General features: G+C 45.9%; 11 protein-coding genes and 2 tRNA genes. 12 read left to right on the top strand and 1 reads right to left on the bottom strand.

Going from position 1 to position 13,654, the window contains the following annotated elements:
• The first annotated feature begins 188 nt into the window (after window positions 1-188).
• The 12 genes from secG to H0913_RS17025 all read left to right on the top strand — a co-directional run bounded on the left by secG (window position 189) and on the right by H0913_RS17025 (window position 13,202).
• A complete protein-coding gene (gene secG, locus H0913_RS17080) occupies window positions 189-533 on the top strand; it encodes a preprotein translocase subunit SecG (protein WP_036949048.1) in 345 nt (114 codons plus the stop codon).
• Between the two features lie 106 nt (window positions 534-639).
• Window positions 640-729 (top strand) — tRNA-Leu (locus H0913_RS17075).
• Window positions 730-786: 57 nt separating this feature from the next.
• Window positions 787-863, top strand: a tRNA-Met gene (locus H0913_RS17070).
• 213 nt (window positions 864-1,076) lie between these two features.
• Window positions 1,077-1,529: a ribosome maturation factor RimP gene (gene rimP, locus H0913_RS17065; protein ID WP_006662411.1), complete on the top strand. Its 453-nt coding sequence runs from the start codon at window positions 1,077-1,079 to the stop codon at window positions 1,527-1,529.
• Between the two features lie 23 nt (window positions 1,530-1,552).
• A complete protein-coding gene (gene nusA, locus H0913_RS17060) occupies window positions 1,553-3,061 on the top strand; it encodes a transcription termination factor NusA (protein ID WP_154603024.1) in 1,509 nt (502 codons plus the stop codon).
• 23 nt (window positions 3,062-3,084) lie between these two features.
• Complete coding sequence (gene infB, locus H0913_RS17055) at window positions 3,085-5,823, top strand: translation initiation factor IF-2 (RefSeq protein ID WP_132496363.1); 2,739 nt, start codon at window positions 3,085-3,087, stop codon at window positions 5,821-5,823.
• Between the two features lie 85 nt (window positions 5,824-5,908).
• On the top strand, window positions 5,909-6,319 hold the full coding sequence (gene rbfA / locus H0913_RS17050) for a 30S ribosome-binding factor RbfA (protein ID WP_036949056.1): 411 nt from the start codon (window positions 5,909-5,911) through the stop codon (window positions 6,317-6,319).
• Window positions 6,319-7,272 (top strand): tRNA pseudouridine(55) synthase TruB, encoded by a 954-nt coding sequence (truB, locus tag H0913_RS17045; RefSeq protein ID WP_132496364.1) that lies wholly within the window; start codon window positions 6,319-6,321, stop codon window positions 7,270-7,272. Before rbfA ends, truB begins: the two co-directional genes overlap by 1 nt.
• A 114-nt stretch (window positions 7,273-7,386) precedes the next feature.
• On the top strand, window positions 7,387-7,656 hold the full coding sequence (gene rpsO / locus H0913_RS17040; protein WP_006814502.1) for a 30S ribosomal protein S15: 270 nt from the start codon (window positions 7,387-7,389) through the stop codon (window positions 7,654-7,656).
• 280 nt (window positions 7,657-7,936) lie between these two features.
• Window positions 7,937-10,057, top strand: a complete 2,121-nt coding sequence (pnp, locus tag H0913_RS17035; RefSeq protein ID WP_154637997.1) for a polyribonucleotide nucleotidyltransferase — start codon at window positions 7,937-7,939, stop codon at window positions 10,055-10,057.
• 81 nt (window positions 10,058-10,138) lie between these two features.
• Window positions 10,139-11,056: a lipoprotein NlpI gene (gene nlpI / locus H0913_RS17030; RefSeq protein ID WP_154599704.1), complete on the top strand. Its 918-nt coding sequence runs from the start codon at window positions 10,139-10,141 to the stop codon at window positions 11,054-11,056.
• A gap of 169 nt (window positions 11,057-11,225) precedes the next feature.
• Window positions 11,226-13,202: a DEAD/DEAH family ATP-dependent RNA helicase gene (locus H0913_RS17025; RefSeq protein ID WP_154603022.1), complete on the top strand. Its 1,977-nt coding sequence runs from the start codon at window positions 11,226-11,228 to the stop codon at window positions 13,200-13,202.
• 72 nt (window positions 13,203-13,274) lie between these two features.
• Here the strand turns inward: H0913_RS17025 and H0913_RS17020 are convergent, their stop codons facing one another.
• On the bottom strand, window positions 13,275-13,646 hold the full coding sequence (locus tag H0913_RS17020; RefSeq protein ID WP_154603021.1) for a YjaA family stress response protein: 372 nt from the start codon (window positions 13,644-13,646) through the stop codon (window positions 13,275-13,277).
• Window positions 13,647-13,654: the final 8 nt, after the last annotated feature.

Genomic DNA, 13,654 nt, shown 5'->3' with positions numbered 1-13,654 from the left:
TTGAGCATTATTTCGATAGTTTGCTGTTTTTTTCTTCAAATAGTTAAATGAAATCAAAATAGACTTGCTTGTCGGCTCAGCTTTGGTTAGTATTCGCACCTGCTCAATTCTGTAATAATGTTTTGAGTAGGTGTGCAGTATAAGGGTCATAGCATAGGCTATGCGCCGTAACTGAATAGGTAACTCAAATGTATATAGCTCTTTTAGTTGTTTTCTTGCTCGCGGCTATCGGCCTAATTGGTCTGGTCATGTTACAGCAAGGTAAAGGTGCTGACATGGGTGCATCATTCGGTGCGGGCGCTTCTGCAACACTGTTTGGTTCATCGGGCTCAGGTAACTTCATGACCCGTATGACTGGAATCTTGGCTGCTGTGTTTTTCATCATCAGTTTAATTCTTGGCAACATGACTGCCAATAAATATGGAACTGGTGCAGGTAGTAAGTGGGAAAACATTAGCGAACCGGCAAAAGTCGAGCAACCAACAGACGTTCCGGCAGCACCAGCAACACCAACGAGCGATATTCCTCGTTAAGTGTGACAGATTCCGAATGACGACTTTATGTCTTCATTAGTAGTAAAGCAGTAAGAAGTTAAAAATTTGAGGTTATTGATTATTAAATTAGTAACCTCGCCTCAGTGCCGAGGTGGTGAAATTGGTATACACGCTACCTTGAGGTGGTAGTGCCTACAAAACGGGCGTACGGGTTCAAGTCCCGTCCTCGGCACCATTATTTTAGACGACTTGTGAACTCACAATAGTCGGTGTAAAATAGTCACGTTTCGAACGCGGGATGGAGCAGCATGGTAGCTCGTCGGGCTCATAACCCGAAGGTCGTTGGTTCAAATCCAGCTCCCGCAACCATTTCTCTTAGCCATACATATCTTGTCGCAACAATATCAGATATCGTTATCGTAATTTCTCATCGATTTATCTAGATTTTCAAGGTATACTAAGAGCACGGTAAACCCATGTACTATGGGTCCAGTTACAAAAGCCCCGAATTTCGGGGTTTTTTGTTATTTGACAATCGAATTAACTGGGCTTTATGCCCTTTTTTTATGTCTGGGGGTGGGCTTGTCCACATTAGAGCAAAAATTAACAGAGATGGTTTCTGCACCAGTGGAAGCACTAGGCTTTGAATTTGTAGGCTTAGAATTTGTTCGCGGGCGCACGTCGACACTGCGTATTTTCATTGATAGTGAAGAAGGCATCACTGTTGATGACTGTGCTGATGTCAGCCATCAAGTAAGTGCGGTATTGGATGTCGAAGATCCAATTTCTGTGATTTATAACCTTGAAATATCGTCACCGGGTATGGAACGTCCACTGTTCACCATCGCTCATTATGAGCGTTTCATGGGTGAAGAGGTGGCTCTGTCACTGCGTATCGCGATGCAGAACCGTCGTAGATGGCAAGGTATTATCAAAGCCGTTGATGGTGAAATGATTACGGTTACTGTAGATGGTAAGGATGAGGTGTTCGCCCTCGGCAACATCCAGAAAGCTAACTTGGTACCACACTTTTAATTAAGTTCAATGAGGCAACTAGGATGAACAAAGAAATTCTGGCTGTTGTTGAAGCGGTTTCTAACGAAAAATCCCTCCCTCGTGAAAAAATCTTCGAGGCTCTGGAAACTGCGCTGGCGACAGCAACCAAAAAGAAATATGAGCAAGAGATTGATGTTCGCGTAGAAATCGACCGTAAATCCGGTGATTTTGATACTTTCCGTCGTTGGGTGATTGTTGACGAAGTCACAATGCCAACTCGTGAAATTACACTGGAAGCTGCACAATTCGAAGATCCTGAATTGCAGTTAGGCGAATACGTCGAAGACCAAATCGAATCTGTTGTATTTGACCGTATTACCACGCAAACCGCGAAGCAAGTTATCGTACAAAAAGTACGTGAAGCCGAGCGTGCGATGGTGGTTGACCAATTCCGTGAGCAACAAGGTGAAATCATCACTGCTCAGGTTAAAAAAGTTAACCGTGAAAACATTACCTTAGATTTAGGTAATAACGCAGAAGCTGTGATCCTGCGCGAAGATATGCTACCACGCGAAAACTTCCGTCCAGGTGACCGTATTCGCGGCGTACTGTATGATGTTCGTCCTGAAGCGCGCGGCGCACAGCTTTTTGTTACTCGTTCTCGTCCAGAGATGCTGGTTGAATTATTCCGCATCGAAGTACCAGAAATTGGCGAAGAGATCATCGAGATTAAAGCAGCAGCTCGCGATCCAGGTTCTCGTGCAAAAATCGCAGTAAAAACTAACGACAAACGTATCGACCCAGTTGGTGCTTGCGTTGGTATGCGCGGTGCTCGTGTTCAAGCTGTCTCTAGTGAGTTAGGCGGCGAGAGAATCGACATTGTGTTATGGGATGATAACCCAGCGCAATTCGTTATTAATGCTATGGCTCCGGCTGATGTGGCATCTATTGTGGTTGATGAAGACAACTGTACGATGGATGTTGCCGTTGAAAGCAGCAACTTAGCTCAAGCAATTGGACGTAATGGACAAAACGTTCGCTTAGCGGCTCAGTTACTGAAAATCCATCGTGGTGATGACAAGTGGGAACTGAATGTCATGACTGCGGAAGAGCTGAATGCAAAACATCAGGCAGAAGCACATGCTTCTATTGAAACATTCACTAAGCATCTAGATATTGATGAAGAGTTTGCTACAACACTTGTTGAAGAAGGCTTCTCTACATTAGAAGAACTGGCTTACGTGCCTATTAAAGAACTTCTGGAAATTGACGGTCTTGATGAAGAAACCGTTGAAGTTCTACGTGAAAGAGCAAAAGCTGCCCTCACCACAATTGAACTAGCTCAAAAAGAGAGCTTGGGTGATAATCAGCCAGCAGAAGATTTGTTGAATCTTGATGGTATGGATCGTACTCTGGCCTATAATTTGGCTACTCACGGTATCTGTACACTGGAAGATCTTGCTGAGCAGGGCATCGACGACCTGATTGATATCGAAGGTCTGAATAATGAGAAAGCAGGCGAACTCATTATGGCAGCACGTAATATTTGCTGGTTCGGAAACGATGCGTAAACACTGTAGCAGGAAGGAACGGCATGACAGAAACTGTAAAATCACTGGCAACGGAAATTCAAACCACAGTTGAGCGCCTGGTACAGCAATTTGCTGAAGCAGGGATCACGAAAGGTGCGAATGACTCTGTTAGCCAGACTGAGAAAGAAACTTTACTGAACCACTTAAACCGTGAACAAGGCGGAGCAGCGGGGCAGCCAAGTAAGTTAACATTGCAGCGTAAAACTCGTAGTACGCTGAGTGTTCCAGTCACCGGTGGCAAAAGCAAATCGGTAAATGTTGAAGTCCGCAAAAAACGCACTTATGTGAACCGCGACGCTGAAGAAGCGCAAGCGGAAGAGCAGGCGCAGCGTGAAGCGGAAGAGCAAGCACAGCGCGAAGCTGAGGAACTGGCAAAACGTGAAGCAGAAGCGAAACGTGCAGCAGAAGACGCTGCAAAACGTGACGCAGAAGCTAACGCAAAACGTGAAGCCGAAGAGAAAGCAAAACGTGAAGCAGCTGATAAAGCTACGCGCGAAGTAGCGGAAAGAGAAAAAGTGAAACAAAGCGAAAATCAAAAACCAAGCAAAGCGGCAACTGAAAGTAACGCTGACAAACAGCGCCTTGAAGCCGAAGCTGCTGAACTGAAACGCAAAGCGGAAGAAGAAACTCAACGTAAAGTTGAAGCTGATGCGCGCCGTGTTGCTGAAGAAGCCCGTAAAATGGCTGAAGAAAAAGGCGAAGACTGGAACTCAGATAGCAAATCTGAAGATGATAGCGACTATCACACAACAACATCTACCCACGCTCGTGCGGCGGAAGATGAAAGTGATGAGAAAGAAGAAGGTCGTCGTTCACGTAACCGTTCTGCTAAAGCACCTCGCCAGAAGAAAGGCAACAAACTTTCTGAAAAAGCGGATCGCGAAGAAGAACGCGCTGCAGGTCGCTCAGGTCGCACTAAAGGTAAGCAACGTAAAGGCAGCTCTTTACAACAAAGCTTCACCAAACCTGTTGCAGCGGTAAACCGTGACGTCGTTATCGGCGAAACTATCACTGTTGGCGAATTAGCTAACAAGATGGCAGTTAAAGGCTCCCAAGTCATCAAAACGATGATGAAAATGGGTGCAATGGCAACCATCAACCAAGTGATTGACCAAGAAACTGCACAATTAGTTGCAGAAGAAATGGGTCACAAAGTTATTCTGCGTCGTGAGAATGAGTTAGAAGAATCGGTAATGAACGACCGTGACACTGGCTCAGCAGTTAAAGAAGCTCGCGCGCCAGTTGTTACCATCATGGGTCACGTTGACCACGGTAAAACCTCTTTACTGGACTACATTCGTTCAACGAAAGTAGCATCAGGCGAAGCAGGTGGTATTACTCAGCACATCGGTGCATACCACGTTCAAACTGACAAAGGTATGATCACCTTCTTAGACACCCCAGGTCACGCCGCGTTTACATCAATGCGTGCTCGTGGTGCTCAGGCAACGGATATCGTTGTTCTGGTTGTTGCTGCAGATGATGGTGTTATGCCACAAACAATCGAAGCTATCCAGCATGCGAAAGCAGCAGGTGTGCCAATCGTTGTTGCGGTCAACAAAATGGATAAACCAGAAGCTGACCCAGATCGCGTCAGAAATGAGCTGTCTCAGTACGGCGTTATTTCTGAAGAGTGGGGCGGTGACACTCAGTTTATCGGTGTGTCTGCGAAAGTGGGTACCGGTATCGATGAACTGTTAGATGCTATCTTGCTGCAAGCTGAAGTTTTAGAACTGAAAGCGGTATATGCAGGCATGGCAAGCGGTGTGGTTGTTGAATCTTACCTAGACAAAGGTCGTGGCCCAGTGGCAACTATCTTAGTTCAAGAAGGTACATTGAACAAAGGCGACATCGTACTGTGTGGATTTGAATACGGCCGTATTCGTGCAATGCGCAACGAATTAGGTAAAGAAGTTCTGTCCGCCGGCCCTTCAATGCCAGTTGAGATCCTGGGTCTGTCCAGCGTTCCTTCAGCGGGTGATGAAGCGACAGTTGTTCGTGATGAGAAAAAAGCACGTGAAGTTGCCCTGTATCGTCAAGGTAAATTCCGTGATGTGAAATTAGCTCGTCAGCAGAAATCTAAACTGGAAAACATGTTTGCTAACATGGAAGAAGGTAAAGTTTCTGAACTGAATATCGTACTGAAAACTGACGTTCAAGGTACCTGTGAAGCTATCACTGACTCTCTGATGAAACTGTCAACTGATGAAGTTAAAATCAAAATCATCGGTTCTGGCGTGGGTGGTATCACTGAAACTGATGCAACTCTGGCTGCAGCTTCTAATGCGATCATTCTTGGCTTTAACGTCCGTGCCGATGCATCTGCTCGTCGCGTAGTTGAAAGCGAAAGCGTTGATTTACGTTACTACTCCGTCATCTATAGCCTGATTGATGAAATCAAACAAGCGATGAGCGGTATGCTGGCACCTGAATACAAACAGCAAATCATGGGTCTTGCAGAAGTCCGTGATGTGTTCAAATCACCGAAATTTGGTGCAGTTGCTGGTTGTATGGTTACTGAAGGTACCATCAAGCGTAATAATCCAATCCGCGTTCTGCGTGATAACGTGGTTATCTACGAAGGTGAGCTGGAATCACTGCGTCGCTTTAAAGATGACGTTAGCGAAGTTCGTAACGGTATGGAATGTGGTATCGGTGTTAAGAACTACAACGATGTCCGTGTCGGCGATATGATCGAAGTCTTTGAAGTTATCGAAGTTAAACGTTCAATCGACGGTTAATTTTGTGAGTACCCACGAAGTATCGTGGTGACAAAATAGTATTAATGAGGGGGCTATTGCCCCCTTTATTGTCAGGAGATTAACGATGGCAAAAGAATTCAGTCGTTCTCAGCGCGTAGCTCAAGAAATGCAAAAAGAAATTGCGATTATCTTGCAGCGCGAAATCAAAGATCCCCGTATTGGCATGGCAACCGTTTCTGGCGTAGAGCTGTCACGGGATCTGGCATACGGTAAAGTCTTCGTCACTTTCTTCAACTTTGCGAATGAAAAAAGTGAAGAAGAGATGGTTGCAGACGGCATTAAAGCATTAAATGAAGCGTCAGGTTTCATTCGTTCATTACTGGGGAAAGCAATGCGCTTACGTATTATTCCTGAGTTAACGTTTGAATATGACAACTCATTAGTTGATGGTATGCGTATGTCTAACTTAGTATCGAACGTGATTCGTAATGACGAAGAGCGTCGTGCAGGTACAGATAGTAAAGAGGAAAAATAATGGGGCGTCGTCGTAGCGGGCGCAATATTGACGGCGTTGTGCTGTTAGATAAGCCCACCGATATTTCCTCAAACGATGCGCTGCAAAAAGTGCGGCGCTTTTTCAACGCGAATAAAGCTGGGCACACGGGGGCACTTGACCCACTAGCGACAGGCATGCTGCCAGTCTGCCTTGGCGAAGCGACGAAATTTTCACAGTTTTTACTCGATTCAGATAAGCGCTATCGCGTGATTGCTCGCCTTGGTCAACGAACGGATACTTCCGACTCCCATGGGGAAATCATTAGCGAACGCGATATCACTTTTACGGCACAGCAACTTGAGGAAGCCCTCGAACATTTTCGTGGGGATACCCTGCAAGTGCCTTCCATGTATTCAGCGCTGAAACATCAAGGGCGCCCATTGTATGAATACGCGCGTAAAGGTATTACGGTAGAGCGTGAAGCACGCCCAATTACAGTGTATGAACTTCAGTTTATTCGTTGGGATAACAACGAATTAGAACTGGAAATTCACTGTTCTAAAGGCACCTATATTCGGACTATTATTGACGATTTAGGTGAAATGTTAGGATGCGGTGCGCACGTCACTTATCTGCGTCGTGTACAAGTGGCAAATTATCCTTACGATCGTATGGTCACGTTGGAGCAATTAGCTGCTTTACGGGCAAAAGTGGATGCGGGAGAAGGGTCTTTTGAATCCTTGCTCGATTCTCTATTATTGCCAATGGATACCGCAGTGGTTCATTTTCCTGCAGTGAATATTACTGAGGAAACAGCCGCGTATTTTAAACAGGGTCAACCTGTACGTGGTGATGTAAAAGACCTCGTGGAAGGCGACATGATCCGCGTCACTTGTGGTTCAGAGCAGCGGTTTATCGGTATCGCTCTGATTAGTGAAGATGGACGTATTGCACCGAAGCGTTTGGTCGTTGAAAATGAACCGTCCGCATAATGGCGCTTATTGCTTTGCTGCCCTAAGCAGCGTAGAATGACGGCGCTAAATCTTGAGATGCTAAATTAGAGATTGGCTCTCATCACTTAAATTTATATTATTTTGGAGTTTATTATGTCTCTAAGTACTGAAGCGAAAGCGAAAATCGTTGCTGAATTCGGCCGCGGTGAAAACGACACTGGTTCAAGCGAAGTTCAAATCGCTCTGTTAACTGCACAAATCAACCATCTGCAAGGTCACTTCTCCGAGCACAAAAAAGATCACCACAGCCGTCGTGGTCTGCTGCGTATGGTTGCTCAGCGTCGTCGTTTACAAGCTTACCTGAAAGGTAAAGATATCGCACGTTACACAGCGCTGATCGAGCGTCTGGGTCTGCGTCGTTAATCTTGTCAGTTTCAGAGGAAAGGGGCCAAATGGCCCCTTTTCTTCTAAAAGTTAATTGAAAGTTGAAGTAATACTCGAATTATACTTAACTAAAATGTTAAGCTATTATCGATAATTGACTGTTTTAATTAAAACCACTTAAAACTACATCCGTATTCGCGCGGCTAATGAGAGAATTGATGATTGGAATATCAATCCTCTCATTAGTCGCGAGGCTGTAGTCAGAAAATAAACCATGCTACTTGAGAATCTCTCGTAGCCTTACAAAAAGGGTAATATTTTGTTAAATCCTATTGTTCGTAAGTTCCAGTATGGCCAGCATACCGTAACATTAGAAACAGGCATGATCGCACGCCAAGCAACGGCGGCGGTGATGGTAAACATGGATGACACTGCAGTATTCGTGACTGCTGTGGCACAGAAAAAAGTTAAAGAAGGGCAAGATTTCTTCCCTTTAACGGTTAACTACCAAGAGCGTACTTACGCTGCAGGTCGTATCCCAGGTAGCTTCTTCCGTCGTGAAGGCCGTCCTGGTGAAGGCGAAACTTTAGTTGCACGTCTGATTGACCGTCCATTACGTCCTCTGTTCCCAGAAGGCTTTCTGAACGAAATCCAAATCATCGCTACCGTTGTTTCTGTTAACCCACAAGTTAACCCAGATATCGTTGCGATGATCGGTGCATCTGCTGCACTGGCACTGTCTGGTGTTCCATTCAATGGTCCTATCGGTGCTGCACGTGTTGGTTTTATCAATGACCAATATGTTCTGAACCCAACTGCTGATGAATTAAAATCAAGCCGTCTGGATTTAGTAGTTGCAGGTACTGACAGCGCAGTATTAATGGTTGAGTCAGAAGCTGAACTGTTAAGCGAAGAGCAAATGCTGGGTGCAGTTGTGTTCGGTCACGATCAACAACAAGTTGTTATTCAGAACATCAATGAATTAGTCAAAGAAGCGGGCAAAGAGAAATGGGATTGGCAGCCAGAGCCAGTTAACCAAGCTCTGAACGATCGCGTTGCTGCACTGGCTGAAAGCCGTATGGGCGATGCTTACCGTATCACTGAGAAACAAGAGCGTTATGCTCAAGTTGACCTGATCAAAGACGAAGTGATTGCAACTCTGGTTGCTGAAGATGAAAACGTCGATGTTTCTGAAGTGTCAGACATTCTTGCTCACTTAGAAAAACAAGTTGTTCGTAGCCGCGTTATCCGTGGTGAGCCACGTATCGATGGTCGTGAGAAAGACATGGTTCGTGCGCTGGACGTTCGTACTGGTGTTCTGCCACGTACTCACGGTTCTGCACTGTTCACCCGTGGTGAAACTCAGGCGCTGGTTACTGCAACATTAGGTACTGAGCGTGATGCACAGGTTATCGACCAATTAATGGGCGAATACACTGACCGCTTCTTATTCCACTACAACTTCCCTCCATACTCTGTTGGTGAGACTGGTATGGTTGGTTCACCTAAACGTCGTGAAATTGGTCACGGTCGCTTAGCGAAACGTGGTGTGCTGGCAGTTATGCCTTCACAAGCAGAATTCCCGTACACAGTACGTGTGGTTTCTGAAATCACGGAATCTAACGGTTCTTCTTCAATGGCATCTGTATGTGGTGCGTCTCTGGCTCTGATGGATGCTGGTGTACCAATTAAAGCGGCTGTTGCGGGTATCGCGATGGGTCTGGTGAAAGAAGGCGACGATTTCGTTGTCCTGTCTGACATCTTAGGTGACGAAGACCACTTAGGTGATATGGACTTTAAAGTAGCGGGTAGCCGTGACGGTATCAGCGCACTGCAAATGGATATCAAAATCGAAGGTATCACTCGCGAAATCATGCAAGTGGCTCTGAACCAAGCTAAAGGTGCGCGTCTGCATATCCTTGGCACAATGGAACAAGCTATCAATGGTCCACGTGAAGAGATCTCTGAGTTCGCTCCACGCATTTACACCATCCGTATCAACCCAGACAAGATCAAAGATGTCATCGGTAAAGGTGGTTCTGTTATCCGCGCATTAACGGAAGAAACAGGCACAACTATCGAAATCGAAGATGACGGTACTGTGAAGATCGCAGCAACTGATGGCCTGAAAGCGAAAGAAGCAATTCGTCGCATCGAAGACATCACTGCAGAAGTTGAAGTGGGTCGTATCTACCCAGGTAAAGTGACTCGTATTGTTGACTTCGGTGCATTCGTTGCTATCGGTGGCGGTAAAGAAGGTCTGGTTCACATTTCTCAAATCGCTGACAAGCGTGTAGAGAAAGTGACTGACTACCTGCAAATGGGTCAAGAAGTTCCTGTTAAGGTGTTAGAAATCGACCGTCAAGGCCGTATTCGCCTGAGCATGAAAGAAGCTGTTGCTGGCGAAGAAGCTCCAGCACAGCAGGAATCAGCAGAATAAGCTGACCGAAAGTGTAGCGCCTGATAAACTTGGGCGCTATCAGCCTAAATTTGCTGACTAGTGGTAATGTAAGGGCGTAGTATGCAGAACTGTATTAACTTTCGTTTTATCGATAGCCGCACCTTAGTTCGTGTGCTATCCGCGTTCATCTTTTTTATTATTATTGGATGTAGTAATAAAGATTGGCGTAAAAACGAGGTTTTTGCAGTTCCATTGCAGCCTTCATTACAACAAGAAGTGATTTTGGCTCGTATGGAACAAATCCTTGCGAGCCGATCTTTGACCGATGATGAGTACGCGCAGCTTTTATATGAGCGCGGAGTACTGTATGATAGTCTCGGTTTAAGGGCGCTGGCACGTAATGATTTTTCAACTGCGTTGTCAATCCGTCCGGATATTCCTGAAATCTTTAACTTTTTAGGAATATATTTTACGCAGGCTGGCAACTATGATGCCGCCTATGAAGCGTTTGATTCTGTTTTAGAGCTTGATCCAACTTACAATTTCGCGCGAATGAATCGTGGCATCGCATTATATTACGGTGGACGATACAAATTAGCGCAGGATGATCTGCTGGCGTATTATCAGATAGATCCAAATGATCCTTTTCGTACTCTGTGGCTTTATCTCGTAGAGAAAGACATAGACCCGCGTATGGCACAAGACAATCTTGCTGCCCGCTACAACCAAGCGGAGAAAGGGCAATGGGGCTGGAATATCGTAGAATTCTATCTTGGCAATATCAATGAAACGACATTGATGGAGCGTTTGAAAGAGACATCTACGGATAACACTTCGCTCGCTGAGCATCTCAGTGAAACTAACTTCTATTTAGGTAAGCATTACCTAAGTCTGGGGGATAAGGATAGCGCAACTGCGTTATTCAAACTGACGGTAGCTAACAACGCACACAGCTTTGTTGAGCACCGCTACGCATTGTTGGAATTGGCGCTGTTAGGCCAAGAACAAGACGACCTATTAGAATCGGGCCAGCAATAGCTGACGAACATTTCTCTATTCATTTTTAAGCCATCATCCACCCGGGTGAGGGTTTATTTGTTCGTTTAATAACACAATTTGAGCCAGTTCACATTTTAAATGATAATGACCGAAATGATTTTCGCTCCGTTATGTAAACTGGCCGCCACTAAGTATGAGGCACCTTTACATGACGACTGAGACCGATATGTCTTTTGCTGATCTAGGTTTATCAGCATCTATTTTGAACGCACTAAGCGACCTGGGATACGAAAAACCATCTCCAATCCAGCAACAATGTATTCCATTGTTATTGGATGGTAATGATGTATTAGGTATGGCACAAACAGGTAGTGGTAAAACCGCTGCATTTGGTTTGCCATTACTGCATAACATCGACCCTGATTTAAAAGCGCCACAAATTTTAGTACTGGCACCGACACGTGAGTTAGCGGTGCAAGTTGCTGAAGCACTGAGCGATTTCTCTAAACACATGAACCGTGTCAACGTGGTTGCCTTATATGGCGGTCAACGTTATGACGTTCAACTTCGTGCATTACGCCAAGGACCACAAGTGGTTGTTGGTACTCCAGGTCGTCTGTTAGACCACCTGAAGCGCGGTACTTTAGATCTTTCTAAACTGAAAGGCTTAGTATTAGACGAAGCTGATGAAATGCTGCGTATGGGCTTCATCGATGATGTTGAAAACATCATGAGCCAGATTCCAGCAGAACACCAAACTGCGCTGTTCTCGGCAACAATGCCAGAACCAATCCGTCGTATTACTCGTCGCTTTATGAAAGATCCTAAAGAGATCCGCATTCAGTCGAGCATTACTACACGTCCAGATATCGCTCAAAGCTACTGGACTGTTTACGGCATGCGTAAAAATGAAGCGCTGGTACGTTTCTTAGAAGCTGAAGATTTCGATGCGGCGATTATTTTCGTTCGTACCAAAAACGCAACCTTAGAAGTTGCAGAAGCGCTTGAGCGTAATGGCTACAACAGTGCGGCACTGAATGGTGACATGAACCAAGCACTGCGTGAACAAACATTAGAGCGCTTAAAAGATGGTCGTTTAGATATCCTGATCGCAACTGACGTTGCAGCACGTGGTCTGGATGTTGAGCGTATCAGCTTAGTTGTTAACTACGACATCCCAATGGATGCGGAATCTTACGTTCACCGTATCGGTCGTACCGGTCGTGCGGGTCGTGCGGGTCGTGCATTACTGTTCGTTGAGAACCGTGAGCGTCGTTTACTGCGCAACGTTGAACGTACAATGAAACTGACTATTCCTGAAGTGGAATTGCCAGATGCTGACGTATTAAGCCAACGTCGTCAGGCGAAATTTGCTGAACAAATTCAACAGCAATTAGAAAGCAGCGACTTAGATCAGTACCGTTCACTGTTAGCGAAAATGTCTCCATCTGAAGATGTAGATATGGAAACCTTAGCAGCGGCATTACTGAAAATGGCTCAAGGCGAACGCGCTCTGATCCTGCCACCAGATGCACCGCGTCGTCCGCGTCGTGAATTCAACGACCGTGATGATCGTCGTGGCGACCGTCGTGACCGTAACGACCGCAACAGCAACGGCAACGGTTTTGACCGTGCAGAGCGCGGCGACCGTGGTGCTCGTCGTGAGCGTCGTGATGTTGGCGATATGGAAATGTACCGTATCGAAGTGGGTCGTGATGACGGTGTTGAAGTTCGTCATATCGTTGGTGCGATTGCGAACGAAGCAGACATCAGCAGCCGCTACATTGGTAATATCAAACTGTTTGGTACTCACTCAACTATCGAGTTACCAAAAGGTATGCCAAGCGAAGTGTTAACTCACTTAAGCCGTGCGCGTGTACTGAACAAACCAATGCAAATGCAACTGATCGGTGATGCTCAACCATTTGAGCGTCGTGGCGGTGGCGAACGTCGTGGTGGCCCGCGTCGTGAAGGCGGCAGCGAAGGTGGTTTCGGTGCAGGTCGTCGTAATGACCGTGGTGGCGATCGTGATGGTCGTCGTAGCGGTGGTGATCGTGAAGGCTTCAGCGGCAACCGTCGTGGTGGAAATCGCGATGGTGGCAACCGTGACCGTGGTAACTCTGCACCGCGCCAAGATGGCAACAATGCAGCGCCACGTCGTCGTAGCAGCAGCCACAACGCATAATTACGCTATCCAGCCACGTAAATGTGGCTGAGATAAATACAAAAAACCCGCATTTTTTAAATGCGGGTTTTTTTATGCAGTTAATAAGGCTTTTGCTTCTCGCTGAGGCATAGGCAGTGGTGATCGGCTCACCACCACTTTTTTCACTCGCTGATTAAATGCCCCGTAAACAATTTCGCTAAATAGGCGCTCTTCCACCATATTCACGCCACCTTCAATAATTTCGAGGGCTTGAACCAAAACACGATGTTTCGACGCAAAAGGACGACGGACTTTTAGACCCATATCGCAGACCAACTGATACAGCACAAACTCGGCTTTAAAAAAATCCCCGATAACCATCCTTTGGACTGAAAACTCACCCGTTGCACTGCGTTCTTCATGGGTGTCGAGATTTTTCAATGTCATCGAATTGGTTCGAATTTGCAGGTAAAAATCAGCCATAACCTTTT

The organism is Providencia rettgeri (assembly GCF_013702265.1).
Classification (GTDB): Bacteria; Pseudomonadota; Gammaproteobacteria; order Enterobacterales; family Enterobacteriaceae; genus Providencia; species Providencia zhijiangensis.
The sequence above is the reverse complement of the archived record's forward strand: the minus strand, read 5'-3'. Positions and strand labels throughout refer to the sequence as shown.

Coding starts and splice junctions, on each gene's coding strand:
- rbfA (WP_036949056.1), top strand. CDS start 5,909: ATGGCAAAAGAATTCAGTCGTTCTCAGCGCGTAGCTCAAGAAATGCAA.
- rpsO (WP_006814502.1), top strand. CDS start 7,387: ATGTCTCTAAGTACTGAAGCGAAAGCGAAAATCGTTGCTGAATTCGGC.
- infB (WP_132496363.1), top strand. CDS start 3,085: ATGACAGAAACTGTAAAATCACTGGCAACGGAAATTCAAACCACAGTT.
- nlpI (WP_154599704.1), top strand. CDS start 10,139: ATGCAGAACTGTATTAACTTTCGTTTTATCGATAGCCGCACCTTAGTT.
- nusA (WP_154603024.1), top strand. CDS start 1,553: ATGAACAAAGAAATTCTGGCTGTTGTTGAAGCGGTTTCTAACGAAAAA.
- H0913_RS17025 (WP_154603022.1), top strand. CDS start 11,226: ATGACGACTGAGACCGATATGTCTTTTGCTGATCTAGGTTTATCAGCA.
- secG (WP_036949048.1), top strand. CDS start 189: ATGTATATAGCTCTTTTAGTTGTTTTCTTGCTCGCGGCTATCGGCCTA.
- H0913_RS17020 (WP_154603021.1), bottom strand. CDS start 13,646: ATGGCTGATTTTTACCTGCAAATTCGAACCAATTCGATGACATTGAAA.
- truB (WP_132496364.1), top strand. CDS start 6,319: ATGGGGCGTCGTCGTAGCGGGCGCAATATTGACGGCGTTGTGCTGTTA.